This is a genomic window from Microbacterium sp., assembly GCF_047607465.1.
In the GTDB taxonomy this organism is placed as follows: domain Bacteria; phylum Actinomycetota; class Actinomycetes; order Actinomycetales; family Microbacteriaceae; genus Microbacterium.
The window spans coordinates 1-25,401 of sequence record NZ_JASGCY010000056.1 but is presented as its reverse complement, the minus strand read 5'-3'; the positions used below and the strand labels follow the sequence as shown (position 1 = coordinate 25,401).

Here is a 25,401-nt window from a genome sequence, read left to right as displayed (position 1 = left end):
TCAGCGGGAGGTCTCAGGCGCGCTTGCGCGACGTGAGGACCTGATCGACGATGCCGTACTCCAGCGCCTCCGGTGCAGAGAGGATCTTGTCGCGGTCGATGTCGCGGTTGACCTGCTCGGCGGTCTTGCCCGTGTGCTTGGCCATGGTCTCCTCGAGCCAGGTGCGCATGCGCAGGATCTCGGCCGCCTGGATCTCGATGTCGGATGCCTGGCCGTGGCCGGCCTCGCCCATCGCCGGCTGGTGCATGAGCACGCGGGCGTTCGGCAGCGCGAGACGCTTGCCCGGTGCGCCGGCTGCGAGCAGCACGGATGCCGCGGACGCCGCCTGACCGAGGACGACCGTCTGGATCTGCGGCGCCACGTACTGCATGGTGTCGTAGATCGCCGTCATCGCGGTGAACGAGCCGCCAGGGGAGTTGATGTACATCGTGATGTCGCGCTCGGAGTCCTGGCTCTCCAGGACCAGCAGCTGCGCCATGACGTCATCGGCCGAGGCGTCATCGACCTGCACGCCGAGGAAGATCACGCGGTCTTCGAACAGCTTGTTGTACGGGTCCTGACGCTTGAAGCCGTACGCGGTGCGCTCCTCGAACTGCGGGAGCACGTAACGGCTAGAGGGAAGGGTACCGGCAGAGCGGAAGGTGGGGGTGTACATGTGATTCCTTCTCTTTCCGCCTACTTGGAGACCTTGTCGGTGCCGCCGCCGCCGATGACGTCGGTGGCCGATTCGCGGATGTGGTCGACGAAGCCGTACTCGAGCGCCTCGTCGGCGGTGAACCAGCGGTCGCGGTCGCCGTCGGCGTTGATCTGCTCGACGGTCTTGCCGGTCTGCGCGGCGGTGATCTCGGCGAGGCGGTTCTTCATCGACGTGATGAGCTGAGCCTGTGTCTGGATGTCGCTCGATGTGCCGCCGAAGCCGCCGTGCGGCTGGTGCAGCAGCACACGTGCGTTCGGGGTGATGTAGCGCTTGCCCTTCGTTCCCGCTGTCAGCAGCAGCTGGCCCATCGAAGCGGCCATGCCGATGCCGACGGTGACGATGTCGTTCGGCACGAACTGCATGGTGTCGTAGATCGCCATGCCCGCCGTGATCGATCCGCCGGGCGAGTTGATGTAGAGGTAGATGTCCTTGTCCGAGTCCTCTGCTGCGAGCAGAAGGATCTTCGCGCAGATCTCATTGGCGTTCTCGTCGCGCACCTCCGACCCCAGCCAGATGATGCGATCCTTCAGCAGACGGTCGAAGACGCTCGTCGCGAGGAGTGGTTCTGCAGCCATGTCAGCTCCTGATTCCGTGTTTCAGTGATTCGAATCTACCGGCGGCGACGCGACGCTCCGGTCGTGTTCGCCGTGGGCATATCAGGTGTCGGAGGCAGCGCGGGATGCGCCGATGCGGACATCGACCCCGCAGCCGGTTCCTGACAGGAAAGAGGGACGGATGCCGCAGCATCCGTCCCTCTCATCTGGATCCGTCGATCACTCGGCCGCGTCGGCGGCCTTCTCGGCCGGAGCCTTCTTGGCCGGGGCCTTCTTGGCAGCGGGCTTCTTCGCCGCCGGCTTCTCGGCGTCGTCGGCCTCCGCGGCCGCCTTGTTGGCCGGAGCCTTCTTCGCGGGAGCCTTCTTAGCAGGCTTCTTCTCCTCGGCGGGTGCTTCCTCGGCCTCCGCCTCGTCGTCGACCACGATGAAGTCGCTCAGGTCGACCGCCTTGCCGTTGGTGTCGACGACCTTGACCTTGCCGAGCGCGATCGCAAGGGCCTTGTTGCGCGCGACCTCGCCGACGAGGGCGGGAAGCTGGTTCGACGACTGCAGCGCCTCGACGAACTCCTGCGGAGCCATGCCGTACTGCGCGGCGGACTGGATGAGGTACTGAGAGAGCTCCTCCTGCGACACCTTCACATCCGCCTGCTCGGCGATCGTGTCGAGCAGCACCTGCGTGCGGAACTGCTTCTCGCTGGCCTCGGTCACCTCGGCGCGGTGCTCGTCGTCCTCCAGGCGGCCCTCGCCCTCGAGGTGGTTGTGCACCTCGTCCTCGATGAGCTGCGGTGGCACGGGGATGTCGACCTGCTCGAGCAGGGTCTCGACGAGCTTGTCACGGGCCGCGGAGCCCTGTGTGAAGACGCCCTGCTGAGCGACGCGCTCTGCCAGGCTCGCGCGGAGCTCGGCGATCGTGTCGAACTCGCTGGCGATCTGCGCGAAGTCGTCATCGGCCTCGGGGAGCTCGCGCTCCTTGACGGCCTTGACGGTCACGGAGACCTCGGCTTCGGAGCCGGCGTGGTCGCCGCCGACCAGGGTCGAGCGGAACGTGGTGTCCTCACCTGCGGTGAGCGACTCGATCGCGTCGTCGATGCCCTCGAGCAGCTCGCCGGAGCCGACCTCGTACGAGACGCCATCGGCACGGTCGATCTCGGCGCCATCGATGGTAGCGACGAGGTCGAGCTCGACGAAGTCGCCCTTGGCGGCCGGGCGGTCGACGGGGACCAGGGTGCCGAAGCGGGCGCGCAGGCGCTCGAGCTCGGCGTCGAGCGCCTCGTCGTCGGCCTCGACGGCGTCGACGGTCAGCGTGATGCCGTCATACGCGGGAAGCTCGATCTCCGGGCGGACATCGACCTCGATGTCGACGAGCAGATCGCCGGAGAAGTCCTTCTCACTCGGCCACTGGGTGATCTCCGCCGATGGGCGCCCGACGATGCGCACCTTGTGCTCGACGGCGGCCTCGCGGAAGAACTGGTCGAGGCCCTCGTTCACAGCGTGCTCGATGACGGCACCGCGGCCGATGCGCTGGTCGATGATGGGAGCGGGGACCTTGCCCTTGCGGAAGCCGGGGATCTGCACGTCCCGAGCGATGTGCTCGTACGCGTGAGCGATGCTGGGCTTGAGGTCTTCCGGGGTGACCGTGATGCTGAGCTTGACCCGAGTCGGGGTCAGCTTCTCGACGGTGCTGTTCGCCATGCTGGTGTGTCTCCTTGTGATTTCCGCGCTGAATCGCGGCTGTCAGGCCGATGAAGCCGTGTCGGGGCGACAGGATTTGAACCTGCGACCTCCCGCTCCCAAAGCGGGCGCTCTACCAAACTGAGCTACGCCCCGGGGAATCCGCACGCAGATTCAGCCTCCCAGAGTCTAACGGACATGAGCACGTCGCTTCGTCCGCTATAGTCGTGTGAGTCCGGTTCCGCCGTTCCGGGGGTGTAGCTCAATGGTAGAGTCTCAGTCTTCCAAACTGATTGCGCGGGTTCGATTCCCGTCACCCCCTCGTACAGATCAGGTCCTCGCCACGCGGCGGGGACCTTTTCACTAGGAGCAGCCGTGGTCGATCCGCACCCCGCGAGGATGGGCGGTCACGATCTGCCTGCGCGCTTCTCGGAGATGCCGGAGCCTCCCGCCCGCCGTCGACCCCACCGCGGCGCCGCTCTCTGGTTCGCCGGCTTCCTCGCCGCCGCCGCGGTGCTGGGCGGCCTTCAGCTGTGCGCGAACCTCGGCTACGACGGCGCCGCCGCCGACTACGAGGCGCAGGCGCGCACGACATCCGAGACGCTCGCCGAGACGGCGTCCGCGGTCGATGCGCTCGACGCGGCGCACGACGCCGCGTCCCAGATCATCGGCGTCGATGACGGCGCCCTCGCGGATCCGGCCACTCATGCGGGGCTCGAGACGGCCGTAGCCGACACCGAGGCCGTTCTGCTCGCCTCGGCAGATCTCATCGCATCCGACATCCCCGACGCCGGGACGAAGCCGGGCTGGTTCTGGGAGCTGTTCGCGGAGTCGTCCCGCCTGGGCGCGCAGCGCGCCGAGATCGGCGAGCTCGAGGATGACCTGTCCGCACTGCAGGTCGACGTCGGCGACGCCGGCGCCGAGGTGGAGGAGAAGGGGCTCGCCCTTCTCGACTCGGCGACCGCCGCGACCGACGCCTCCGAGGCAGCCCACATCTCGACGAAGAACGACGCCGTCGTCGCGCTCCGAGCCACCGCAGCGCAGGTCTCCGAGGTCGACACCATCGACCAGGTGGCCGCCGACGCATTCCTGGGGCTGACCAGGGCGGCCGAGCAGATCGTCGCCACCGAGCGGATCGAGCTCGCCGAGAAGGCGGGCCCCCTGCTGTCGGCACGCCTGGAGGTCGAGGCCTTCGCCCGCTCGCTGGCGCCCGATGTGCTCCTGGAGTTCGACTGGAGCCCCGTTGTCAACGGGGCCGGCGAGCGCGGGAGCATGGGCGGCTACACCAGCTGGTGGTGGTCGCCGCCCGGTCGCGCGGTGATCGAGCTGTCGGACTCGGTCGCAGCCCAGTGGCCGACGGACGCGAGCAAGGCCCTCATCGCCCACGAGGTCGGCCACGCGATCAGCGTGAAGTGCCAGGGCATGTACGACCCGTCGACGCAGGAGAGCATCGAGGACTGGGCGACGGCCTGGGCCATCAGCATGGGCTTCCACGACGACGCCAACGGCGTGTGGGCATACGGGTACCCGCCGCAGTCGTACATCGACGCGGCCGCGGGGTGCCGCTGAGACGAGGATGCCGCGTGCTACTGGCCGCGGCGCTCGCGCAGCTGGTTGAGCGCGTCTTCGAGAAGCTGCACGGCCTCTTCGTCTGTGCGACGCTCCTTCACGTAGGCGAGGTGCGTCTTGTACGGCTCGGTCTTCGCCAGAGCCGGCGGGTTGTCCTTGTCGCGGCCGGCCGGAAGACCCGACTGCGGGTGATCGATGATCTCGGGGATCTCCTCGTCGGGGAGCCCCGCCGCGAAGTAACGGACCGTCTCGTTGCCGAGACCGTCCCAGTACGAGACCGCGATGCGGTCTGCGTGATAGCCGTGGTCCTGCTCCCCCATCGGGCCAGAGCCCACGCGGGTGCCGCGGATCGCGTTGCCGCCGGTCGCCATCAGATCACTCCGAGCTTCGTGATGAGGCCCAGCCCGACGATCGAGACGAACCAGATCAGGGCGAGGATCACCGTGAAGCGGTTGAGGTTGCGCTCGGCGAGCCCGGACGACCCGACCGCGGTGGACATGCCGCCGCCGAACATGTCGGACAGGCCGCCGCCGCGGCCCTTGTGGAGCAGGATGAGGAGGGTCAGCAGGACGCTGGTGATGCCCAGCAGCACCTGCAGGACGAACTCGAGAATATCCACGAGGAAGAAGCCTTTCGCCGGGGCGGGAATGCCCCGTAACGGGTCAAGTATACGGTGCGACGGGGCCGGAGCCCCGTCGCACGCTCACACGCCTACGTGCTTCTCGAAGCGGACGATCGCGGCGAACTCGGAGACCACGAGGCTCGCACCGCCCACCAGAGCGCCGTCGACGTCGGGCTCGCGCATGAAGCTGGCGATGTTCGCCGACTTCACCGAACCGCCGTAGAGGATGCGCGTGCGCGCCGCCGCCTCGTCGCCGAGGACCTTCGCGATGACCCCCCGGAGAGCTGCGCAGACGTCCTGCGCCTGCTGCGGCGTCGCCGCCTGACCCGACCCGATCGCCCAGACGGGCTCGTACGCCACGACGATGTCGGCATCCTTCGAGACGCCAGCGAGGGCGGCCTCCAGCTGACCCGCCGGCACGGCGCTCGCGCCGAACTTCTCGAGATCCTCCGCCGTCTCGCCGACGCAGATCACGGGTACGAGCCCGTGCCGCAACGCCGCCTTGACCTTCGCCGCCACGACCTCGTCGGACTCGGCGTGGTATTCGCGGCGTTCGGAGTGCCCGATGATGACGTACTTCGCATCGAGCTTCGCCAGGAATTCCCCGGACACCTCGCCGGTGTAGGCGCCGGAGTCGTGCGCTGAGAGGTCCTGCGCGCCGAGGGCGAACGGGATCTTGTCGGCGTCGATCAGCGTCTGGACGCTGCGGATGTCGGTGAACGGCGGGAACACCGCGACCTCCACCGAGCCGTCCTCGTGCTTCGCATCCTTCAACGTCCAGTGCAGCTTCTGCACCGTCGCGACCGCCTGCAGGTGGTCGAGGTTCATCTTCCAGTTACCCGCGATCAGCGGGATGCGCTTGTTCGTCGCCACGATGTCACTCCCATCCCAGGACGGTGAGCCCGGGTAGCTTCTTTCCTTCGAGGAATTCCAGGCTCGCTCCGCCGCCGGTGGAGATGTGACCGAACCGGTCGTCGGCGAAGCCGAGCTGGCGCACGGCCGCGGCCGAGTCGCCGCCGCCGACGACGCTGAGGCCGTCGACCTCGGTGAGCGCCTGTGCGACGGCCTTGGTGCCGGCGGCGAACGCGGGGAACTCGAACACGCCCATCGGGCCGTTCCAGAACACCGTCGTCGACGTGCGCACGGCCTCGGCGAAGCGCGCTGCCGTCTCGGGGCCGATGTCCAGGCCGATGCCAGAGGAACCGAACGCGGTGTCCTCGATGGCGTCGGCTGCGGCGACCTCGTGCGCCGCATCCGCGGCGAACTTCTCGGCGACGACGACATCCGTCGGAAGCACGAGCTCGACGCCGCGCGCTGCCGCATCGGCGATGTACCCGCGTACCGTGTCGAGCTGGTCCTCCTCGAGCAGGCTCGACGCCACGTCGTGGCCCTGCGCCTTGAGGAACGTGAACAGCATGCCCCCGCCCACGAGGATGCGGTCGACCCGGGGAAGCAGGTGGGAGATGACGCCGAGCTTGTCGCTGACCTTGGAACCGCCCAGCACCACCGTGTAGGGACGCTGCGGGTTCTCGGTGAGCCGATCGAGCACGTCGAGCTCGGCGGCGATGAGCAGACCCGCCGCCGACGGCACGAGCTCGGCGAGGTCGTAGACGCTCGCCTGCTTGCGGTGCACGACGCCGAATCCGTCGGAGACCAGCACGTCGCCGAGCTCGGCGAGCTCGGCGGCGAAGGCGCCGCGGACTGCGTCGTCCTTCGAGGTCTCCCCCGGGTTGAAGCGCAGGTTCTCGATGACGACGACGCCGCCGTCCTCGAGGGCGGCGACAGCATCCTTCGCCGACTCGCCGACGGTGTCGCGAGCGAACGCGACCGGCTTGCCGAGGAGCTCCGACAGCCGCTGGGCGACGGGCGCGAGGCTGTACTGCGGGTCGGGCGCCCCGTCGGGGCGACCGAGATGCGAGCACACGATGACGCGTGCGCCTGCATTGATGAGGGCGTTGAGGGTCGGCAGAGAGGCGCGAACACGACCATCGTCCGTGATGACCCCGTCCCGCAGGGGGACGTTGAGGTCACAACGGACGATGACGCGCTTGCCCTCGAGGGGACCCAGGGAGTCCAGGGTGCGCAGTGTCATGTGTACGAGCTTAGAGGCGCTCTGCGACGTACTCGGTCAGGTCAACGAGACGGTTGGAGTAGCCCCACTCGTTGTCGTACCAGCTGGAGACCTTGACGAGGTTGCCGCTCACGTTGGTCAGCGTCGCGTCGAAGATCGACGAGTGCGGGTTGTGCACGATGTCGCTGGAGACGATCTGGTCCTCGTTGTACTGCAGGTAGCCGGCGAGACGTCCCTCGGCCGCTGCCTTCTTGTACGCCTCGTTGACCTCGTCGGCGGTGAGGTTCTCACGGCCAGTGATGAGGGTGAGGTCGACGATCGATCCGGTCGGGACCGGGACGCGGTAGGACGAGCCCGAGAGCTTGCCGTTGAGTTCAGGCAGCACCTCGCCGATCGCCTTGGCAGCACCGGTGGAGGCCGGGGTGATGTTGATCGCGGCGGCGCGGGCGCGGCGCAGATCGCCGTGCGGGCCGTCCTGCAGGTTCTGGTCGGCCGTGTAGGCGTGCGCGGTCATCATGAAACCGCGGTCGATGCCGAACGCGTCGTTGAACACCTGCGCGAGCGGGGCGAGGCAGTTCGTGGTGCACGAGGCGTTGGAGATGATGTGCTGCGTGGCGGGGTCGTAGGTGTCCTCGTTCACGCCCATGACGAAGGTGCCGTCGACACCGGCGCCCGGAGCAGAGATGAGGACCTTCTTCGCACCCGCATCGATGTGCTTCTTGGCGAGCTCGGCCTTGGTGAAGAAGCCGGTCGACTCGATGACGATATCGACGCCCAGCTCACCCCAGGGCAGGTTCGCGGGATCGCGGTCGGCGAAGGCCTTGATCTCCTTGCCGGCCACCGTGATGCTGTCGTCGTCGTAGCTGATCTCGACGTCGAGGACGCCACCGACCGAGTCGTACTTCAGCAGGTGCGCCAGGGTCTTGTTGTCGGTGAGGTCGTTGACGGCGACGATCTCGAGATCCGCATTCTGTGCGAGGGCCGCACGAAGGAAGTTGCGTCCGATACGGCCGAAGCCGTTGATTCCGATCTTAACAGACACGAAAGTCTCCTGGTTCTTAAGGGTGCGATTGCGTGAGTCTTACGAAATTCGCGGACAACGGCGTCCTGACGGGCTTTTCGCCCATCAGGACGCCCGATGTTTACGACAGTACCAGGAGTCCGGCGGTCTTCTCACGCGCGACCTCGAACCGCTGGGCGACGTTCTCCCAGTTCGCGATGTTCCACGCGGCCTTCACGTAGTCGGCCTTGACGTTGAGGTAGTCGAGGTAGAACGCGTGCTCCCACATGTCGAGCTGGAACAGCGGCACGGTGCCCTGGGCGGTGTTGGCCTGCTGGTCGAACAGCTGCTGGATGATCAGCCGTGCGCCGATGGGGTCCCAGCTGAGCACCGCCCAGCCGGAGCCCTGGATGCCGGTGGCGGCGGCGGTGAAGTGCGCCTGGAACTTCTCGAACGAGCCGAAGAACTCGTCGATCGCGGCCTTGAGCTCGCCCTCGGGCTGTCCGCCGCCGTTCGGCGAGAGGTTGGTCCAGAAGATCGAGTGGTTGACGTGGCCGCCGAGGTTGAACGCGAGGTCCTTCTCGAGCTTGTTCACGTTCGCGAGGTTGCCGCTCTCACGGGCTTCGGCGAGACCGTCGAGTGCGGCGTTGGCGCCCGCCACGTACGCGGCATGGTGCTTGTCGTGGTGGAGCTCCATGATCTTGCCGCTGATGTGCGGCTCGAGAGCTGCGAAGTCGTACGGGAGGTCGGGGAGCGTGTAGGTTGCCATTTCGCTTTCATCCAATCCGCGCCGCGCGCACGCGGCGCTTGCCGATCCTCCGCGCCACCGAATGCGGAGCGGAGCAGACGTTTCTCATCCTAGTGACGACAACGCACGCGGTGGCTGGTTCCTTCCGCCTATGACGGAGGCGGGCCGGCTCCCTGGGGAACCGACCCGCCTGAGACGACGACCTCAGACGTCCAACCCGGCGGGGACGGCCGCCTCGGTGCCGGGGATGCCCTCCTGCTGGGCGCGCTTGTCGGCCATCGCCAGGAGCCTGCGGATGCGGCCGGCGACGGCATCCTTCGTCATGGGCGGGTCGGCGTGGTGGCCGAGCTCGTCGAGGCTCGCGTCGCGATGCGCGAGCCGGAGCTCTCCTGCCACCCTCAGGTGGTCTGGCACGTCGTCGGCGAGGATCTCCAGCGCCCGCTCGACGCGCGCGCACGCCGCGACGGCGGCTTGGGCCGAACGGCGCAGATTCGCGTCGTCGAAGTTCACCAGGCGGTTCACGCCTGCGCGGACCTCGCGGCGCTGGCGCATCTCCTCCCACGCGGCCGCGGTGCGGTGGGCGCCCATCTCGCTGAGGATGCTGCGGATCGCCTCGCCCTCGCGGACGACGACCCGGGGAAGCCCCCGGACCTCGCGCGCCTTGGCGGCGACGCCGAGCCGGTGGGCCGCGCCGACGAGGGCCATCGCCGCCTCGGAGCTCGGGCACGAGACCTCGAGCATCGCCGAGCGGCCGGGGTCGCTCAGCGTGCCGGCGGCGAGGAATGCACCGCGCCAGAGCCCTGCGACCTCGGCGCGGGAGCCGGTGGTGAGCCGATTCGGCAGGCCCCGCACGGCACGGCGGCGCTGATCGAGCAGACCGGTCTGGCGGGCGAGCGTCTCCCCAGCGGCGATCACGCGCACGGCCCACCGGGCGCCGTCGTTCGCGGTGCTCGACTGCACCTGCGCGATCTCCGGGCGCACGCCGTAGATCTCGGCGAGGTCCCTGGCCACGCGCTGCGCGAGCACCTCGGCATCGACCTCGGCTTCGACCGCAACGCGGCCGGCGATCGAGTGGAGCCCTCCGGCGAAGCGGAGCACCGCGGTGACCTCGGCGACACGCACCGTAGGAGGCGCATTGCGGATGCTGACGAGCTCAGCCTTGACGTCGGTGGTTAGTGCCACGGGACTCCTTCACGATCACGCGCCGGGTCGCGACGCAAACCTCCAGCCTACCTGGCTTCGACGCCCGGCTACTCGCGGCCGAGGTCTCTGTGACGCACGTTCACGGCGACGCCTGGCACGCCAGCCAACCGCCGCGCGAGCTCCTCGCTCATCGCCACCGAGCGGTGCTTGCCGCCGGTGCAGCCGATGGCGACGGTGGAATGGCTCTTGTTCTCGCGCTGGTACCCCTCGAGCACAGGGGTGAGCGCGGCGGCGTAGGCGTCGAGGAACTGCGTCGCACCCTCGCGCGAGAGCACGTAGTCGCGCACCTCCTCGTCCTGCCCCGTCTGGCCGCGCAGCTGCTCGTTCCAGAACGGATTCGGCAGGAACCGCATGTCGGCGACGAGGTCGACGTCGGTGGGGAGGCCGTACTTGAAGCCGAAGCTCAGCAGCGTGAGGCGGTGCCGCGCCTCCCCCTCGTCGGAGAAGAGGTCGAAGACCTGGGTCGCCAGCTGATGGATGTTCAGCGAAGAGGTGTCGATGACGAGATCGGCGGCCTCGCGGATCGGGGCGAGCCGTTCGCGCTCGGTGCGGATGCCGTCGATGAGCGTGCCGTCGGCCTGCAGCGGGTGGGGCCTGCGCACCGACTCGAACCGGCGCACCAGCACGTCATCGGAGGCGTCGAGGAAGAGCACGCGCACCGTGCCGCGCGAGCGCAGCGCCCGCGCCACCCCGGGGAAGTCGTCGAAGAGGTTGCGTCCGCGCACATCGACGACGGCCGCGATCTTCGGGAGCGCGTCGCCGCCCATGTCGGTCAGATCCAGCAGCGGGCGCAGGATCTGCGGAGGCAGGTTGTCGACCACGTACCACCCGAGGTCCTCGAGCGCGTTGGCGACCGTGGTGCGCCCCGCACCGGACATTCCCGTGACGATGAGGAACTCGCCCTTGTCCCCGCTTGCCATCGCTGCTCCTTCTCCCCCGCTGGGATCAAGCCTAGCGAGTGGCGAGGTGGGCGTGGATGCTCTCGGCGAGCACCGGCCCGATGCCCTGCACCTCCTGGATCTGCTCGGCGGTGGCGCCGCGCAGCGCCGCGACCGAGCCGAAGTGCTTGAGCAGGACCTTGATGCGCGCAGCCCCGAGACCTGGCACATCCGACAGGATCGTGGCGATGTCGCCCCGGCGGCGTTTGCGCTGATGCGTGATCGCGAAGCGGTGGGCCTCGTCGCGGAGCCGCTGCAGCAGGTACAGCGCCTCGCTCGTGCGGGGCAGGATCACCGGGAAGTCGTCGTCGGGCAGCCAGATCTCCTCGAGCCGCTTCGCGATCCCGCACACGGCGATCTCGGTGTGCCCGGCGTCCCGCAGGGCCCTGGCCGCCGCCGCCACCTGCGGCTGCCCGCCGTCGACGAGGAGCAGCTGCGGCGGGTAGGCGAAGCGCGGCTTCCGCCGCCCAGGGGCCGACGCCTCCTCGGCATCCAACTCCTGGCCCCCTGCACCTGACGACGGCCCCTGATCCGCACCGTCCAGATGCGCGAGCCGCCGGGTGAGCACCTGGTACATCGAGTCGGTGTCGTCGGTCGTCTCGGCGATGTTGAACGAGCGGTACTGGTCTTTGCGCGGCAGCCCGTCCTCGAAGACGACCATCGAGGCCACGACGTTGGTGCCGCCGAGGTGGGAGATGTCGAAGCACTCGATGCGCAGCGGCGCCTCGGCCATGCCCAGCGCCTCCTGCAGATCGGTCAGAGCCTGCGTGCGTGCCACGTAGTCGCTCGTGCGCCGGGTCTTGTGCCGAATCAGCGCCTGTTGGGCGTTGAGCGTGGCCGTGCGCATGAGATCGGCGCGCTGGCCGCGCTGGGCGACGGCGATCTCGACCTTCTTGCCCCGGCGCTCGCGCAGCCACAGTTCGAGCTCCGCCGTGTCGTCGGGCAGCGTCGGCACGAGAATCCGCCGCGGCACGTCGTTCGCATCGCCGTACGCGCGCTGGAGCACCTGATCGACGAGTTCGGGGCCCGCGATGTCGAGTTCCTTGTCGATGGTGAGGGCGCGCACGCCGCGCACGCGGCCCCCGCGGATCACGAAGTGCTGCACCGCGGCGGAGAGCTCGTCCTCGGCGATGCCGAACAGGTCGGCGTCCTCGTCGGCGGGCAGCACCAGGGCGCTCCGGCCGAGCACCGCCTCGATCGCGGAGAGCTTGTCGCGATACTTCGCGGCGGCCTCGTAGTCCATATCGGCCGATGCCGCCAGCATCCGCTTCGTGAGCTCGCGGGTGAAGCGCTCGTCGCCGCCGGCCATGAACGCGACGAAATCGTTGACCATCGCCCGGTGCTCGTCGATCGTCACGGTCATCGAGCAGGGCCCGCCGCACTTGCCGATCTGCCCGGGGAAGCACGGCCTGCCGGTCTGCATCGCCCGCTTGTAACTGGCGTCGCTGCAGGTGCGGATCGGGAACGCCCTGATCATGAGGTCGATGGTCTCGTGCACGGCCCACACCTTCGGGTAGGGCCCGAAGTAGCGCGCGCCCGGGATCCTGCGATTGCGCGTGACGATCACCCGGGGCGCCTCGTCGCCGAGCGTCACCGCCATGAAGGGGTAGGACTTGTCGTCCCTGTAGCGGACGTTGAACGGCGGATCGAACTCCTTGATCCACATGTACTCGAGCTGCAACGAGTCGACGTCGGTCGCGACGACGGTCCATTCGACGGACGCAGCGGTGGTGACCATCCGCCGCGTGCGCTCGTGCAGCGTGCGCAGCGGAGCGAAGTAGTTCGACAGCCGCTGGCGCAGGTTCTTCGCCTTGCCGACGTAGAGCACGCGCCCCTGCGCGTCGCGGAACCGGTACACGCCCGGGTCGGTCGGGATCTCCCCCGGCCTGGGCTTGTACGGGAGGACGTCGGCCATCAGCCGGCCTTCCTGGCCGATCGTCCGTCGCCGAGAACCTCCGCGAGAAAGCGCCCTGTGTGGCTGGCCTCGACGCGCGCGATCTGCTCAGGGGTGCCGGTCGCGAGGATCTCGCCGCCGCCGGAGCCGCCCTCCGGGCCGAGATCGATGACCCAGTCCGCCGACTTGATGACGTCGAGGTTGTGCTCGATGACGATGACCGTGTTGCCCTTGTCGACGAGCCCGTTCAGCACCTCGAGGAGCTTGCGGACGTCTTCGAAGTGCAGTCCGGTGGTGGGCTCGTCGAGCACGTAGATGCTGCGGCCGTTGCTGCGGCGCTGCAGCTCGGTGGCGAGCTTGACGCGCTGCGCCTCGCCGCCCGAGAGCGTCGTCGCCGACTGGCCGAGGCGCACGTAGCCGAGCCCCACGTCGACGAGGGTCTTCATGTAGCGATGGATGGCCTGGATCGGCTCGAAGAACTCCGCAGCCTCCGCGATCGGCATCTCGAGCACCTCGGCGATGTTCTTGCCCTTGTAGTGCACCGCGAGAGTGTCGCGGTTGTAGCGCTTGCCGTGGCAGACCTCGCAGTCGACGTACACGTCGGGGAGGAAGTTCATCTCGATCTTGATCGTGCCGTCGCCCGAGCACGCATCGCAGCGGCCGCCCTTGACGTTGAAGCTGAAGCGTCCTGGCTGGTAACCGCGCACCTTCGCCTCCGGCGTCTCGCTGAAGAGGGTGCGGATGCGGTCGAAGACACCGGTGTACGTCGCCGGGTTCGACCGCGGGGTGCGGCCGATCGGCGCCTGGTCGACGTGCACGACCTTGTCGAGGTTGTCGAGGCCCGACACCCTGGTGTGCTTGCCCGGCACCGTGCGCGCGCCGTTGAGGCGGGAGGCGAGCACCTGGTACAGGATGTCGTTCACGAGCGAGGACTTGCCCGACCCGCTCACACCGGTCACCGCCGTGAGCACGCCCAGCGGGAAGTCGGCGTTGACGTTCTTGAGGTTGTTCTCGCGCGCGCCGACGACGCTCAGCATCCGCTTCTTGTCGATCTTGCGACGCGTCTTCGGTGTGGGGATCTCGCGGCGACCCGACAGGTACTCGCCGGTCATGGATTCGGTTTCATCGAGGAGGGCAGCGTAGGGGCCCGAGTGCACGACGGCGCCGCCGTTGACGCCGGCGCCAGGGCCGATGTCGACGACCCAGTCGGCGGCCTCGATCGTCTCCTCGTCGTGCTCGACGACGATGAGCGTGTTGCCGAGGTCGCGGAGCTTGAGCAGCGTGTTGATGAGACGGCGGTTGTCGCGCTGATGCAGGCCGATTGACGGCTCGTCGAGCACGTAGAGCACGCCGGTGAGACCGGAGCCGATCTGCGTCGCCAGGCGGATGCGCTGCGCCTCGCCGCCGGAGAGGGACCCGGCCGAGCGGCTGAGGTTGAGGTACGACAGGCCGACCTGCAGCAGGAAATCGAGCCGCAGGCGGATCTCGCGCAGCACTTGGGCTGCGATCTTCGCCTCGCGGTCGGTGAGGACGAGCGTCTCCATGAAGTCGCGCGCGTCGGCGAGGCTGAGGTGCGAGACCTCGGCGATGGAGTGCCCGTGCACCCGCACCGCCAGCACCTCGGGCTTCAGGCGGTCGCCATCGCACACGGGGCACGGCACCTCGCGCAGGTACTCCCCCCAACGGGCGCGCTGGGTGTCGGACTCGGCCTGCGCGTACTGCCGCTCGATGTAGGGCACGACGCCCTCGAACCCGGAGGCGTAGCGCATCTCGCGCCCGTACCGGTTCTTCCACTTGACGGTGACCTTGTAGTTGTCGCCGCGCAGGATCGCGTCCTGCACGTCGACCCTCAGGTCCTGCCACGGCGTGTCGAGCGAGAAGTTCAGATCGGCGGCGAGCCCCTCGAGCAGCCGCTCGTAGTACTGGAACAGGCCCTTGCCCTGCGTCGTCCACGGGATGATCGCACCCTCACGGATGGAGAGCTCCTCATCGCCGAGCATGAGATCGACGTCGACCGACATCCGCGTGCCGAGGCCGGAGCACGCAGGGCAGGCGCCGAACGGCGCGTTGAACGAGAACGTGCGCGGCTCGATCTCGGTGAGGGCGATCGGATGCCCGTTCGGGCAGGCGAGCTTCTCGGAGAAGGACTGCCAGGCCCCATCGCCCTCCTCGTCGACGAAGTTGATCTGCACGACCCCGCCGGCCAGTCCCAGTGCGGTCTCGACCGAGTCGGTCACCCGGCCGAGGATGTCGCCGGAGGCGACGAGCCGGTCGACGACGACGGCGATGTCGTGCTTGTAGCTCTTCTTGAGCGTCGGCGGCTCGGCGAGCTGGATGAGATCGCCGTCGACGATCGCCCGCGAGTAGCCCTTGGCGCCGAGCTCGCGGAACAGGTCGACGAACTCGCCCTTCTTCTGCGTGACGACCGGCGCGACGATCTGGTAACGGGTGCGCTCTGGCAGCTCCATGAGCTGATCGGCGATCTGCTGCACGGTCTGGCGCTGGATCCGCTCGCCGCACTCGGGGCAGTGCGGCACGCCGATGCGCGCCCAGAGCAGACGCATGTAGTCGTAGATCTCGGTGATGGTGCCGACGGTCGAGCGCGGATTGCGGTTCGTCGACTTCTGATCGATCGAGACGGCGGGGCTGAGCCCCTCGATGAAGTCGACGTCCGGTCGATCGACCTGGCCGAGGAACTGGCGCGCGTACGCGCTCAGCGATTCGACGTAGCGGCGCTGCCCCTCGGCGAAGATCGTGTCGAACGCGAGCGAGGACTTCCCCGACCCGGACAGGCCGGTGAACACGACGAGGGCGTCGCGCGGGATGTCGATGTCGACGTTCTGGAGATTGTGCACGCGGGCGCCGCGAACACTGAGTTTTCCTGGGGTTGCAACCGGGACGATAGGCACCAGGCAAGTCTAAGAGGGGCCACCGACACCGGGCTCCGGCCGGCCAACCTCCCAGCATCCCCACGCCATGACCGCTCCCGTCGCAGTTCCTGTCGCTTCGCGGTGCTCGGAACGACAGGAACTGCGAGGGGAGCTCTCCTCAATCGGCGGCGAGCTGGGCGACGACCTGGCGGGCCGGCTTCTGCAGCGAGCGCAGCACCGGCAGCGTCGTGGCGGCCACGATGACCACCAGTGCCACCGCGAAGATCACGCCGAGATCGGCCCACGGCATGATGATCCGTCCCGAGACGCCCTTGTCGAGCGCGATGATGCCCGCCGAGAACAGCGACATGCCGGCGCCCATCATCACCAAGCCGAGCAGCGTCGCCGTGACTGTGATGATCACCCCCTCCAGCACGGGCACGAGCACCTGCTGCTTCGCTGTGGCACCGACCACCCCGGCCAGTGCGAGCTCGGCCTCGCGCTGACGGGACATCATCAGCACGGCGCTGACCCCGCCGGACATCGAAATGAGCAGGATGAGTCCGATCATGAACAGCAGCGACAGCAGGCTCGCGTGCTCCAGGCCCCCCTTGCCCAGTTCCTGGAGTATGCCGGAGACCGTGGCCGACAGCGACCCGAGTCCGACGAGCAGACCGACGGCCATCATGATCGGCGTCACGGTGCGGGCCAGCCGCTCGCCGCGGGCGATCACCGCTGCACGCGCCAGCACCCAGGACGCCGTACGCACAGGCACCAGCGCCGTCCAGGCGCGGGTGAGCAGGCCCACGGTCAGCGGCGCCCACAGCGACAGCACGATGCTCGTGAAGAGCATGACGAACAGGCTGCCCTGCATGACGATGTCGGCGCCGTCCACACCGAAGCTCGGGACGGCCGCCACCACGACGACGGACAGGCCGATGACACCCAGCAGGATCACGCCGCCGCCGATCCAGCGGCCGATCCCGAGGCCCCTCCGGACGGCTGCCCCCGGTGCCGTGCGCAGCGCCTCGACGGGCGGCACGCCCGCGGCCACCCAGGACTGGCGCATGCCCCCGATCAGGGCGACGAGGAGGAAGAACCCGACGCCGAGGAGGATCAGGAGCGGGTCCACCTTGATCACGGCGATGGCCGGATCCACGCCCCGGTCCGCGATCGTCTGCCGCACGGCGCCCGGCTGGAACACGATCGCGAGGACGACGCCGATGACGGAGCCGAGGAGCGCCACGATCGCGAGCTGGCCGAGCAGGATGCGGGAGACCTGGCCGGGCGTCGCCCCCGCCAGGGCGAGTCGGGCGAGCGCGCCGCGCCGCGACTGGACGACCAGGCCCGTCACCGCGCCGATCACCGCGAGGGTGCCGATGAGCGCGAGAGCGAGGTTCACACCGGGGGTGATCATGATCGCCGGGGCCTCCTGCTCGGGGACGTCCCCCGTGCCGATCGTCGCGAGGAGGCTGTCCAGCGCGAGGATCGCGAGCACGATCGAAAAGCTGGTCGCGATGAAGGCGATGAGGACCGCCAGCCAGGACGACCAGGCTGCCCGGAGCTCGGCGATGATCAGGGCGCGCATCAGGCCGCCTCCTCCGAGACGGCTTCGGAACGCGCCTCCAGCGCGGCGAGCAGGGACGCCACCGACTCGGTGGTCGGACTCGAGATCTGATCGACGAGCCGTCCGTCCCGCATGAACACCACGCGATCGCAGGATGCCGCCACCGCGGGATCGTGCGTCACGATCAGCACGCACTGCCCCGGCGCTCCGCCGATCCGGCGCAGCTCGGACAGCACCAGCCGGCCCGCGCGCGAGTCGAGGGCGCCGGTGGGCTCGTCGGCGAAGACGATCCGCGGACGCTGGGCGAGCACCCGGGCGATCGCCACGCGCTGCTGCTCGCCGCCGGACATCGACGAGGGCTGCGAGGAGCCGCGACCGGCGAGCCCGACCGACGACAGCGCCTCCTCGATACGCGCCCGGTCGACCCGTTCACCGCGAAGGCGGAAGGGCAGGGCGACGTTCTCGAACACCGGCAGCGTCGGCATCAGGTTGTAGGACTGGAACACGAAGCCCAGCTCGGAGCGGCGCAGCTCGGCGAGCTGCTTGCGAGTGCTCCGGGTCAGGCTCCGCCCCAGCAGGGCGACCTCGCCCGAGGTCGGCTTCTCCAGACCGGCCAGGCAGTAGAGCATGGTCGACTTCCCTGATCCGGAGGGTCCCATGATGGCGCAGACCTCGCCCTCGCTCACGGTGAGGGAGACGTCCTTCAGGATGTCGACGGTGGAGGAGCCCACCGGATAGGACTTGAACACGTGCTCGGCGACGATGAGCGCGCCGACGGGCTGGGTTGAGCTGTTCGTCATGGCTCCAGCCTGTCCGCGGCGGCGGCCTCGGGCATCCATCCCGGGTTCACGAACGCGTACGACCAGGGTCGTACGGGCGCGCAGACGTCCGGGGCCTCCCCGCGTGCGGGCGGTGCGGGTAGTGTCGGTCGCATGCCGGACAGCGCTGCACCCAGGGACGAGGCTATGCCGGAGGCCAGCACGGGAGGGCGGGGCCGGACCGGCGTGCGCTGGGAGTCCCTGCTGCTCTACCTGGTCGCGATCGGCCTGATCTACTACTCCACGGTGAACAACCAGACCGTCGGCGGGCGCTGGCCGCTGCACGCGGCGCTGCTGCCCTTCGTGATCGCGGCGCTCGTCCTACGCAGTCGTCTGCCCTACGCACTCCCCCTGGTCGGGATCGTCGTCGTCGCGGCGGGGAGCCCCGCGGTGTTCCCCGTCGGCCTGCTGAGCCTCGCCATGCGGAGAGAGGGACTGCGCGTCTGGCTCGTCGGGGTGCTGGGGTGGGGCGTCGCTCTGGCGACCCTCTATCGCAGCGTCTTCGAGGACTCGCTGGAGTTCATCGTCCAGGTCGTGCCGCTCGGCTTCCTCCTCATCGCGGCGGTGCCGATCCTCGCCGGCCGGTACATCCGCAGAAGCCGGCAGCGCGAATCGGCCGCGACCGCGCGCGCGGTGCGGGCGGAGATCGAGCAGGAGCTCGCTGCCGACCGTGCCGTCGGCGCCGAGCGCGAGCGCATCGCCCGCGAGATGCACGACTCGCTCGGGCACGTACTGACGCTGGTGACCACGCAGGCCGGAGCGCTCGAGGTGAGCACGAAGGACCCGGCGGTGCGCGCCGCCGCCGAGTCCATCCGGAGCACCGCCCGCCGGGGGCTGGCCGATCTGCGCGCGGTCGTCCGGGTCCTCGGTGACGAGGAAGCCAGCCGCGGGCCGGCACGCGGCCTGACCGCGATCCCCGACCTGATCGAGGAGAGCCGCGGCGCCGGCGCCGTCGTGACCCTCACCGGCGCGGCTGGTCTGCCGGAGGCTGAGCTCCCCGACTCGACCGGACGTCTGCTCTACCGGATCGTGCAGGAGGCGCTGACGAACGCCCACCGGCACGCGCCGGGCTCCCCCGTCGACATCGCGCTGTCCGGCGCTCCCGGCTCGGGGATCGAGATCACGGTCGGCAATCCGCTCGCACCAGGAGGAGAGCGCGGGGCGGGCAGCGGACTGGACGCCCTGCGCAGCCGCATCGATCTGCTCGGCGGGGAGCTGGACGCCCGCGCGGCACGCGGCCGGTTCGAGCTGCACGCCCGTCTGCCCTGGGAGGCCGCATGATCCGCGTCGCCCTCGTCGATGACGACGCGCTGGTGCGCGCCGGCCTCGGCACGATCCTGTCCTCGGCGGAGGACATCGAGGTGGTCGGCGAGGGAGCCGACGGCGCCGAGGCCGCCGATCTGGTGCGGCGCACTCGTCCGGACGTCGTGGTGATGGACATCCGGATGCCGCGGATGGACGGCATCGAGGCGACCCGGCTGATCGCCGGAGACGACGCGCCCCGGGTGCTCGTGCTGACGACGTTCCAGCTCGACGAGCACGTCTTCGCGGCCATCGAGGCCGGGGCCAGCGGCTTCCTGCTCAAGGACACGCCGCCGACGGAGCTCATCGACGCGGTGCGCATCGTCGCGGCGGGCGACGCCATGCTCAGCCCCGCGCACACCCGCGCGCTCATCGAACGATTCGCGGACAGCGGACGGGAGCACCGCCGCGATGCCGCGCAGAGCCTCCTCGACGAGCTGAGCCCGCGCGAACGGGAGGTGGCCTCCGCGGTCGCGGAAGGACTGTCGAACGCCGACATCGGCGCGCTGCTGTTCTGCTCCGAGGCGACCGTGAAGACGTACCTCACCCGGATCTTCGCCAAGCTCGGCGACACCAACCGGGTACGCCTGGCCCTGCTCGTCCGCGACGCTGAGACCTGATCAGCCGCCCGACCCAGCGCCCCATCCGTTCCCGTCGCAGTTTCTGCCGCTAACGGCCGCCGGAAGCGACAGAAACTGCGACGGGAACGATCTCTGGTCTGGCGCGGCGTCCTGCGAAGGGGACCAGCCCCTCGCGCAGCGCGGTGATCTGGCCGAGGGTCAGGCCGGTGGCGGCCATCACTTGGCGCGGCACCTCCAGCGCCCGTGTGCGCAGCGCCCGGCCGTCGTCGGTGAGCACGATGTCGAGCCGGCGCTCGTCTGCGGCGCTGCGCTCACGCCGGGTCTCAGCAGCAGCGCCGTGCCGCGCTCGGCCTCGACCCGGACCAGCAGCGTGCCACCATTACGGGCGCCGACGAGGATCCTGCCGCCGAGCAGAAACGCGCGGGTGCCCAACATCCGCTTCTCCTCCAGCATCGGCTCGCCCGACAGCATCGCCCGCACCCGGTCGGCCAGCTCTTCACCCGCAGCATCCACGTCGCTCCCCCGTCGACCCGCGCTCAGGCGTGACCGGCGCGCTCCATCGCCCGCAGCTCCTTCTTGAGATCCTGCACCTCGTCACGCAGGCGCGCAGCCAACTCGAACTTGAGCTCGCCGGCTGCGGCGAGCATCTGATCGGACAGATCCTGGATCGTCGCCTCGAGCTGCTGGGCGCCCTCGGCGGCGATGCCGGTGCGGCGCAGGTTCGGCGTGGGCGACTTGCCCTTGCCTGTGGCGCGACCGCGACCCGACAGCATGTCGGCCGTGTCCGCACCCTCGCGCGCGAGGACCTCGGTGATGTCGGCGATCCTCTTGCGCAGCGGCTGCGGATCGATGCCGTGCTCCTTGTTGTACGCGATCTGCTTCTCGCGGCGCCGGTCGGTCTCCTCGATCGCCTTCGCCATGGAGTCGGTCATGTTGTCGGCGTACATGTGCACCTCGCCCGACACGTTGCGTGCCGCGCGGCCGATCGTCTGGATCAGCGACGTACCAGAGCGCAGGAACCCCTCCTTGTCGGCGTCGAGGATCGCCACCAGCGACACTTCGGGGAGGTCGAGCCCCTCGCGGAGCAGGTTGATGCCGACGAGCACGTCGTAGACGCCTGCGCGCAACTCGCTGAGCAGCTCGACTCGCCGCAGGGTGTCGACGTCGGAGTGCAGGTAGCGCACCCGCACTCCGTGCTCCCCGAGGAAGTCGGTGAGCTCCTCGGCCATCTTCTTCGTGAGCGTCGTGACGAGCACGCGCTCGTCCTTCTCGACGCGGATGCGGATCTCTTCGAGCAGATCATCGATCTGCCCCTTCGAGGGTTTCACGATGATATGCGGGTCGACGAGACCGGTCGGGCGGATGATCTGCTCGACGATCCCATCGGCGATGCCCATCTCGTACTTGCCCGGGGTCGCGGAGAGGTACACGGTCTGCCCGATGCGGTTCTTGAACTCGTCCCAGCGCAGCGGCCTGTTGTCCATCGCACTCGGCAGCCGGAAGCCGTGGTCGACGAGCGTGCGCTTGCGAGAGGCGTCTCCCTCGTACATCGCGCCGATCTGCGGCACCGTCACGTGCGACTCGTCGATCACGAGCAGGAAGTCATCGGGGAAGAAGTCCAGCAGCGTGTGCGGCGGCTCGCCGGGTTCTCGGCCGTCCATGTGTCGGGAATAGTTCTCGATGCCCGAGCAGAAGCCCAGCTGCTGCAACATCTCGAGATCGAACGTCGTGCGCATGCGCAGCCGCTGCGCCTCGAGCAGCTTGCCCTGCCGCTCGAGCTCCGCGAGCCGCTCCTCGAGCTCGGCCTCGATCGTGCCGATCGAGCGCTGGATCACGTCGGTGCCCGCCACGTAGTGCGATGCGGGGAAGATCGGCACCGCGTCGAGCTTCTCGATGACATCGCCGGTGAGCGGATGCAGCGAGTACAGCGCCTCGATCTCGTCGCCGAACAGCTCGATGCGGATCGCGTGCTCCTCGTAGACCGGGATGATCTCGATCGTGTCGCCGCGCACCCGGAAATTGCCCCGAGAGAAGTCGACGTCGTTGCGGTTGTACTGCATCGCGATGAACTGGCGGATCAGCGCGTCGCGGTCGTAGCGCTCCCCCACCTGCAGCGCCACCATCGCGCGCAGGTACTCCTCCGGGGCGCCGAGTCCGTAGATGCACGACACCGTGGAGACCACCACGACGTCGCGCCGGCTCAGCAGCGAGTTCGTGGTCGAATGCCGCAGCCTCTCGACCTCGGAGTTGATCGACGAGTCCTTCTCGATGAAGGTGTCGGTCTGCGGGACGTACGCCTCGGGCTGGTAGTAGTCGTAGTACGACACGAAGTACTCGACGGCATTGTGCGGCATGAGCTCGCGGAACTCGTTCGCCAGCTGCGCAGCCAGCGTCTTGTTGTGCGCGAGCACGAGGGTCGGACGCTGCACCTGCTCGATGAGCCACGCGGTCGTCGCCGACTTGCCGGTGCCGGTGGCGCCGAGCAGCACGATGTCGGTCTCGCCGGCGTTGATGCGCGCGGCGAGATCGGCGATCGCCTGCGGCTGGTCGCCGGCGGGGGCGTATTCGCTGACGACTTCGAACGGCCGGACGCTGCGGGTGGGTTGCATGACTCCAGCGTAGGCGGGGCCTCGGGCGTTCGGCTCGCTGCGCTCGCTCAGCGCATCGCATCGATGGCGGATGCCGCCTAGTCTGAGGACGTGATCGAGTTCATCATCGGCACCAGTCTCGCCGCATCCGCCGGTCTCAACGCCTGGATGCCGCTGTTCCTGCTCGGTCTCGCCGATCGCCTCCTCCCCGCAGTCCAGCTGCCATCGGGATGGTCGTGGATCTCCAGCGACCTCGCCCTGTGGATCCTCGGCGTGCTGCTCGTGCTCGAGATCGTCGCCGACAAGATCCCGGCGCTGGACTCGGTGAACGACGTCATCCAGAGCTTCCTGCGTCCGGCATCCGGCGGCATCGTCTTCGGTGCCGGAACGAGCGCGCAGACCGTGGCCGTCGACGATCCGTCCGCGTTCTTCACGACGAGCACCTGGGTGCCGATCGTCGCCGGCATCGCGATCGCCCTGGTCGTGCACATCGTGAAGGCGACGGCGCGCGTCGCCGCGAACGCGACGACCGCTGGGCTCGCCGCTCCCGTCCTCAGCACCGCAGAGGACGGCGCGTCGTTCCTGCTCGCGGTCGCCGCGATCGTCGTGCCGGTGCTGGCGCTCGTGCTGCTGGTCGCGCTCGTCATCGCCGTGATCGTGCTCTTGCGACGACGCGTGCGCCGCCGGGCCGCCGCCGCAGGATGACGCCGCTTCAGCGCGCCGCGCGCAGCCGCTCCCAGAGCGCATCGACCTGCTCGATCGTGCGCTTGATCGACCCGCTCGTATCGATCACGACGTCGGCGATCGCGAGCCTGCGCTCGTCGGGCACCTGCGCGTCGATGCGCGCCTGCGCATCCTGAGGGGTCATCCCTCGCAGCTCGATCAGACGCCGCAGGCGCTCGGATGCCGGGGCATGGGCGACCACGATGAGATCCCACGGATCGTCCACGCGCGCCTCGACGAGCAGCGGCACGTCGTAGACGACGACCGCCGCAGGATCAGCGGCGAGGGCCTCGCGGAACCGCCGCTCCGACTCTGCGCGCACGGCAGGGTGCACGATCGCGTTGAGCGCGGCGAGGCGCTCCGCATCGCCGAACACCTTCGCCCCCAGCACCGGCCGATCGAGCTCGCCGCCTTCGCCGATGACGTCGGCACCGAACTCCGCGGCGATCCGCTGCAGCACCGGCGACCCGGCAGCCTGCACCTCCCGCACGATGCGGTCGGCGTCGACGAGCACGGCGCCGTGCTCGTCGAGGCGCGCGGAGATGGTCGACTTCCCCGAGGCGATGCCGCCGGTGAGAGCGATGAGTGGCATGCCCCCATCCTGGCACGGGCAGGCCCCGCACCCGCCGGCCCGGCATCCGCCTCTCACGGACACGCGGAACGGGCCGCCATCCGGGAGGATGACGGCCCGTTCAGAGCGTGATACTTACGCGTTGCCGCCCGAGAGCTTCTCGCGCAGAGCCGCGAGAGCCTCGTCGTCGGCGAGCGTGCCGGCGCCGGCCGACTCGCTGGAGAAGGACTGGCCGCCGAAGTCGGTGCCGGTCTCCGCCTCGGCCTCGGCCGCCTTGGTGACCTGAGCCTTGTGCGCCTCCCAGCGGGCCTGGGCAGCCGCGTACTCGGCCTCCCATGCCTCGCGCTGAGCGTCGAAGCCTTCCTTCCACGCACCGGTCTCGGCGTCGAAGCCCTCCGGGTACTTGTACTCGCCGTTCTCGTCGTACTCGGCGAGCATGCCGTACAGCGCCGGGTCGAACTCGGTGCCGTTGGGGTCGACGGACTCGTTGGCCTGCTTCAGCGACAGCGAGATGCGGCGGCGCTCGAGGTCGATGTCGATGACCTTAACGAAGACCTCTTCGCCGACCGACACGACCTGCTCAGCCAGCTCGACGTGCTTGCTGGAGAGCTCGGAGATGTGCACGAGGCCCTCGATGCCGTCCGCGACGCGCACGAACGCGCCGAACGGGACGAGCTTGGTGACCTTGCCCGGGGTGACCTGGCCGATGGCGTGGGTGCGGGCGAAGACCTGCCACGGGTCCTCCTGCGTCGCCTTCAGCGACAGCGAGACGCGCTCGCGGTCGAGGTCGACCTCGAGGATCTCGACGGTGACCTCCTGGCCCACCTCGACGACCTCGGAGGCGTGCTCGATGTGCTTCCAGCTCAGCTCGGAGACGTGCACGAGGCCGTCCACGCCGCCGAGGTCGACGAACGCACCGAAGTTGACGATCGACGAGACGACGCCCTTGCGGACCTGGCCCTTGTGCAGGTTGTTGAGGAACGTGGTGCGCGACTCGGACTGCGTCTGCTCGAGCAGGGCGCGGCGCGAGAGCACGACGTTGTTGCGGTTCTTGTCGAGCTCGAGGATCTTCGCCTCGATCTCCTGGCCGAGGTACGGCGTGAGGTCGCGGACGCGACGCAGCTCGATGAGCGAGGCGGGGAGGAAGCCGCGCAGGCCGATGTCGACGATGAGGCCGCCCTTGACGACCTCGATGACGGTACCGGTGACGACGCCGTCGTTCTCCTTGATCTTCTCGACGTCTCCCCAGGCGCGCTCGTACTGGGCGCGCTTCTTGGAGAGGATGAGGCGGCCTTCCTTGTCCTCCTTCTGGAGGACGAGGGCCTCGACCTCGTCGCCGACCTTGACGACCTCGTTGGGGTCGACGTCGTGCTTGATGGAGAGCTCGCGCGAGGGGATGACGCCCTCGGTCTTG

General features: G+C 69.0%; 23 protein-coding genes and 2 tRNA genes. 5 read left to right on the top strand and 20 right to left on the bottom strand.

From position 1 onward, the window contains the following. Positions 1-13 precede the first annotated feature (13 nt). The 4 genes from QM568_RS07385 to QM568_RS07370 all read right to left on the bottom strand — a co-directional run bounded on the left by QM568_RS07385 (position 14) and on the right by QM568_RS07370 (position 3,078). A complete protein-coding gene (locus QM568_RS07385; RefSeq protein WP_415137350.1) occupies positions 14-655 on the bottom strand; it encodes an ATP-dependent Clp protease proteolytic subunit in 642 nt (213 codons plus the stop codon). Positions 656-675: 20 nt separating this feature from the next. Next, a complete protein-coding gene (locus QM568_RS07380) occupies positions 676-1,272 on the bottom strand; it encodes an ATP-dependent Clp protease proteolytic subunit (RefSeq protein ID WP_415137349.1) in 597 nt (198 codons plus the stop codon). Between the two features lie 198 nt (positions 1,273-1,470). Beyond that, a complete protein-coding gene (tig, locus tag QM568_RS07375; RefSeq protein WP_415137347.1) occupies positions 1,471-2,943 on the bottom strand; it encodes a trigger factor in 1,473 nt (490 codons plus the stop codon). A 61-nt stretch (positions 2,944-3,004) separates the two neighbouring features. Beyond that, positions 3,005-3,078 (bottom strand) — tRNA-Pro (locus QM568_RS07370). A 95-nt stretch (positions 3,079-3,173) separates the two neighbouring features. Here QM568_RS07370 and QM568_RS07365 point away from each other — a divergent pair. Together QM568_RS07365 and QM568_RS07360 are read left to right on the top strand one after the other, a co-directional pair. Next, positions 3,174-3,244, top strand: a tRNA-Gly gene (locus QM568_RS07365). A gap of 53 nt (positions 3,245-3,297) precedes the next feature. Continuing rightward, positions 3,298-4,491, top strand: a complete 1,194-nt coding sequence (locus QM568_RS07360) for a hypothetical protein (protein WP_415137345.1) — start codon at positions 3,298-3,300, stop codon at positions 4,489-4,491. 17 nt (positions 4,492-4,508) lie between these two features. On the opposite strand, the gene QM568_RS07355 is transcribed toward QM568_RS07360, so the two are convergent. The 12 genes from QM568_RS07355 to QM568_RS07300 all read right to left on the bottom strand — a co-directional run bounded on the left by QM568_RS07355 (position 4,509) and on the right by QM568_RS07300 (position 18,204). After that, on the bottom strand, positions 4,509-4,862 hold the full coding sequence (locus tag QM568_RS07355; RefSeq protein ID WP_415137343.1) for an RNA polymerase-binding protein RbpA: 354 nt from the start codon (positions 4,860-4,862) through the stop codon (positions 4,509-4,511). Further along, positions 4,862-5,110 (bottom strand): preprotein translocase subunit SecG, encoded by a 249-nt coding sequence (gene secG, locus QM568_RS07350; RefSeq protein ID WP_415137341.1) that lies wholly within the window; start codon positions 5,108-5,110, stop codon positions 4,862-4,864. The genes QM568_RS07355 and secG overlap by 1 nt, the downstream gene beginning before the upstream one ends. 84 nt (positions 5,111-5,194) lie before the next feature. Next, the gene (tpiA, locus tag QM568_RS07345) at positions 5,195-5,986 is read right to left on the bottom strand and encodes a triose-phosphate isomerase (protein ID WP_415137339.1); all 792 of its coding nucleotides are present in this window, start codon (positions 5,984-5,986) and stop codon (positions 5,195-5,197) included. 4 nt (positions 5,987-5,990) lie between these two features. Further along, positions 5,991-7,205: a phosphoglycerate kinase gene (locus QM568_RS07340; protein WP_415137337.1), complete on the bottom strand. Its 1,215-nt coding sequence runs from the start codon at positions 7,203-7,205 to the stop codon at positions 5,991-5,993. A gap of 10 nt (positions 7,206-7,215) precedes the next feature. After that, positions 7,216-8,226, bottom strand: a complete 1,011-nt coding sequence (gap, locus tag QM568_RS07335; protein ID WP_415137335.1) for a type I glyceraldehyde-3-phosphate dehydrogenase — start codon at positions 8,224-8,226, stop codon at positions 7,216-7,218. Positions 8,227-8,326: 100 nt separating this feature from the next. Beyond that, on the bottom strand, positions 8,327-8,953 hold the full coding sequence (locus QM568_RS07330; protein ID WP_415137333.1) for a superoxide dismutase: 627 nt from the start codon (positions 8,951-8,953) through the stop codon (positions 8,327-8,329). 183 nt (positions 8,954-9,136) lie between these two features. Next, positions 9,137-10,114 (bottom strand): DNA-binding protein WhiA, encoded by a 978-nt coding sequence (gene whiA / locus QM568_RS07325; RefSeq protein ID WP_415137331.1) that lies wholly within the window; start codon positions 10,112-10,114, stop codon positions 9,137-9,139. A 68-nt stretch (positions 10,115-10,182) separates the two neighbouring features. Further along, complete coding sequence (rapZ, locus tag QM568_RS07320) at positions 10,183-11,055, bottom strand: RNase adapter RapZ (protein WP_415137329.1); 873 nt, start codon at positions 11,053-11,055, stop codon at positions 10,183-10,185. 31 nt (positions 11,056-11,086) lie between these two features. Next, positions 11,087-12,988: an excinuclease ABC subunit UvrC gene (gene uvrC / locus QM568_RS07315; RefSeq protein ID WP_415137327.1), complete on the bottom strand. Its 1,902-nt coding sequence runs from the start codon at positions 12,986-12,988 to the stop codon at positions 11,087-11,089. Further along, positions 12,988-15,876, bottom strand: a complete 2,889-nt coding sequence (uvrA, locus tag QM568_RS07310) for an excinuclease ABC subunit UvrA (protein WP_415137325.1) — start codon at positions 15,874-15,876, stop codon at positions 12,988-12,990. Before uvrA ends, uvrC begins: the two co-directional genes overlap by 1 nt. Before the next feature lie 139 nt (positions 15,877-16,015). Then, on the bottom strand, positions 16,016-17,425 hold the full coding sequence (locus QM568_RS07305) for an FtsX-like permease family protein (protein ID WP_415137323.1): 1,410 nt from the start codon (positions 17,423-17,425) through the stop codon (positions 16,016-16,018). After that, positions 17,425-18,204: an ABC transporter ATP-binding protein gene (locus QM568_RS07300; RefSeq protein ID WP_415137321.1), complete on the bottom strand. Its 780-nt coding sequence runs from the start codon at positions 18,202-18,204 to the stop codon at positions 17,425-17,427. The genes QM568_RS07305 and QM568_RS07300 overlap by 1 nt, the downstream gene beginning before the upstream one ends. A 132-nt stretch (positions 18,205-18,336) precedes the next feature. On the opposite strand from QM568_RS07300, the gene QM568_RS07295 reads away from it, so the two are divergent. Further along, on the top strand, positions 18,337-19,503 hold the full coding sequence (locus tag QM568_RS07295; protein WP_415137319.1) for a sensor histidine kinase: 1,167 nt from the start codon (positions 18,337-18,339) through the stop codon (positions 19,501-19,503). Further along, positions 19,500-20,144 (top strand): response regulator transcription factor, encoded by a 645-nt coding sequence (locus QM568_RS07290; protein WP_415137317.1) that lies wholly within the window; start codon positions 19,500-19,502, stop codon positions 20,142-20,144. Before QM568_RS07295 ends, QM568_RS07290 begins: the two co-directional genes overlap by 4 nt. Before the next feature lie 177 nt (positions 20,145-20,321). Here QM568_RS07290 and QM568_RS07285 read toward each other — a convergent pair whose 3' ends face one another. Next, entirely contained in the window at positions 20,322-20,618 is a 297-nt protein-coding gene (locus tag QM568_RS07285; protein ID WP_415137315.1) for a hypothetical protein, read from the bottom strand. Positions 20,619-20,641: 23 nt separating this feature from the next. Next, on the bottom strand, positions 20,642-22,714 hold the full coding sequence (gene uvrB / locus QM568_RS07280) for an excinuclease ABC subunit UvrB (protein WP_415137313.1): 2,073 nt from the start codon (positions 22,712-22,714) through the stop codon (positions 20,642-20,644). A gap of 90 nt (positions 22,715-22,804) precedes the next feature. Here uvrB and QM568_RS07275 point away from each other — a divergent pair, with 90 nt between their 5' ends. After that, on the top strand, positions 22,805-23,398 hold the full coding sequence (locus tag QM568_RS07275) for a DUF4126 domain-containing protein (protein ID WP_415137311.1): 594 nt from the start codon (positions 22,805-22,807) through the stop codon (positions 23,396-23,398). Between the two features lie 7 nt (positions 23,399-23,405). Here QM568_RS07275 and coaE read toward each other — a convergent pair whose 3' ends face one another. Both coaE and rpsA read right to left on the bottom strand, forming a co-directional pair. Beyond that, entirely contained in the window at positions 23,406-24,008 is a 603-nt protein-coding gene (coaE, locus tag QM568_RS07270) for a dephospho-CoA kinase (RefSeq protein WP_415137309.1), read from the bottom strand. Between the two features lie 114 nt (positions 24,009-24,122). Beyond that, on the bottom strand, positions 24,123-25,401 hold a 1,279-nt coding region (gene rpsA, locus QM568_RS07265; RefSeq protein WP_415137307.1), incomplete at its 5' end, for a 30S ribosomal protein S1.

Bases quoted from the DNA above. Each gene is read 5' to 3' on its own strand.
- uvrC (WP_415137327.1), bottom strand. From the start codon at position 12,988: ATGGCCGACGTCCTCCCGTACAAGCCCAGGCCGGGGGAGATCCCGACC.
- uvrB (WP_415137313.1), bottom strand. From the start codon at position 22,714: ATGCAACCCACCCGCAGCGTCCGGCCGTTCGAAGTCGTCAGCGAATAC.
- QM568_RS07380 (WP_415137349.1), bottom strand. From the start codon at position 1,272: ATGGCTGCAGAACCACTCCTCGCGACGAGCGTCTTCGACCGTCTGCTG.
- rapZ (WP_415137329.1), bottom strand. From the start codon at position 11,055: ATGGCAAGCGGGGACAAGGGCGAGTTCCTCATCGTCACGGGAATGTCC.
- QM568_RS07355 (WP_415137343.1), bottom strand. From the start codon at position 4,862: ATGGCGACCGGCGGCAACGCGATCCGCGGCACCCGCGTGGGCTCTGGC.
- QM568_RS07290 (WP_415137317.1), top strand. From the start codon at position 19,500: ATGATCCGCGTCGCCCTCGTCGATGACGACGCGCTGGTGCGCGCCGGC.
- QM568_RS07340 (WP_415137337.1), bottom strand. From the start codon at position 7,205: ATGACACTGCGCACCCTGGACTCCCTGGGTCCCCTCGAGGGCAAGCGC.
- QM568_RS07305 (WP_415137323.1), bottom strand. From the start codon at position 17,425: ATGCGCGCCCTGATCATCGCCGAGCTCCGGGCAGCCTGGTCGTCCTGG.
- coaE (WP_415137309.1), bottom strand. From the start codon at position 24,008: ATGCCACTCATCGCTCTCACCGGCGGCATCGCCTCGGGGAAGTCGACC.
- tig (WP_415137347.1), bottom strand. From the start codon at position 2,943: ATGGCGAACAGCACCGTCGAGAAGCTGACCCCGACTCGGGTCAAGCTC.
- QM568_RS07295 (WP_415137319.1), top strand. From the start codon at position 18,337: ATGCCGGACAGCGCTGCACCCAGGGACGAGGCTATGCCGGAGGCCAGC.
- QM568_RS07330 (WP_415137333.1), bottom strand. From the start codon at position 8,953: ATGGCAACCTACACGCTCCCCGACCTCCCGTACGACTTCGCAGCTCTC.
- QM568_RS07385 (WP_415137350.1), bottom strand. From the start codon at position 655: ATGTACACCCCCACCTTCCGCTCTGCCGGTACCCTTCCCTCTAGCCGT.
- QM568_RS07300 (WP_415137321.1), bottom strand. From the start codon at position 18,204: ATGACGAACAGCTCAACCCAGCCCGTCGGCGCGCTCATCGTCGCCGAG.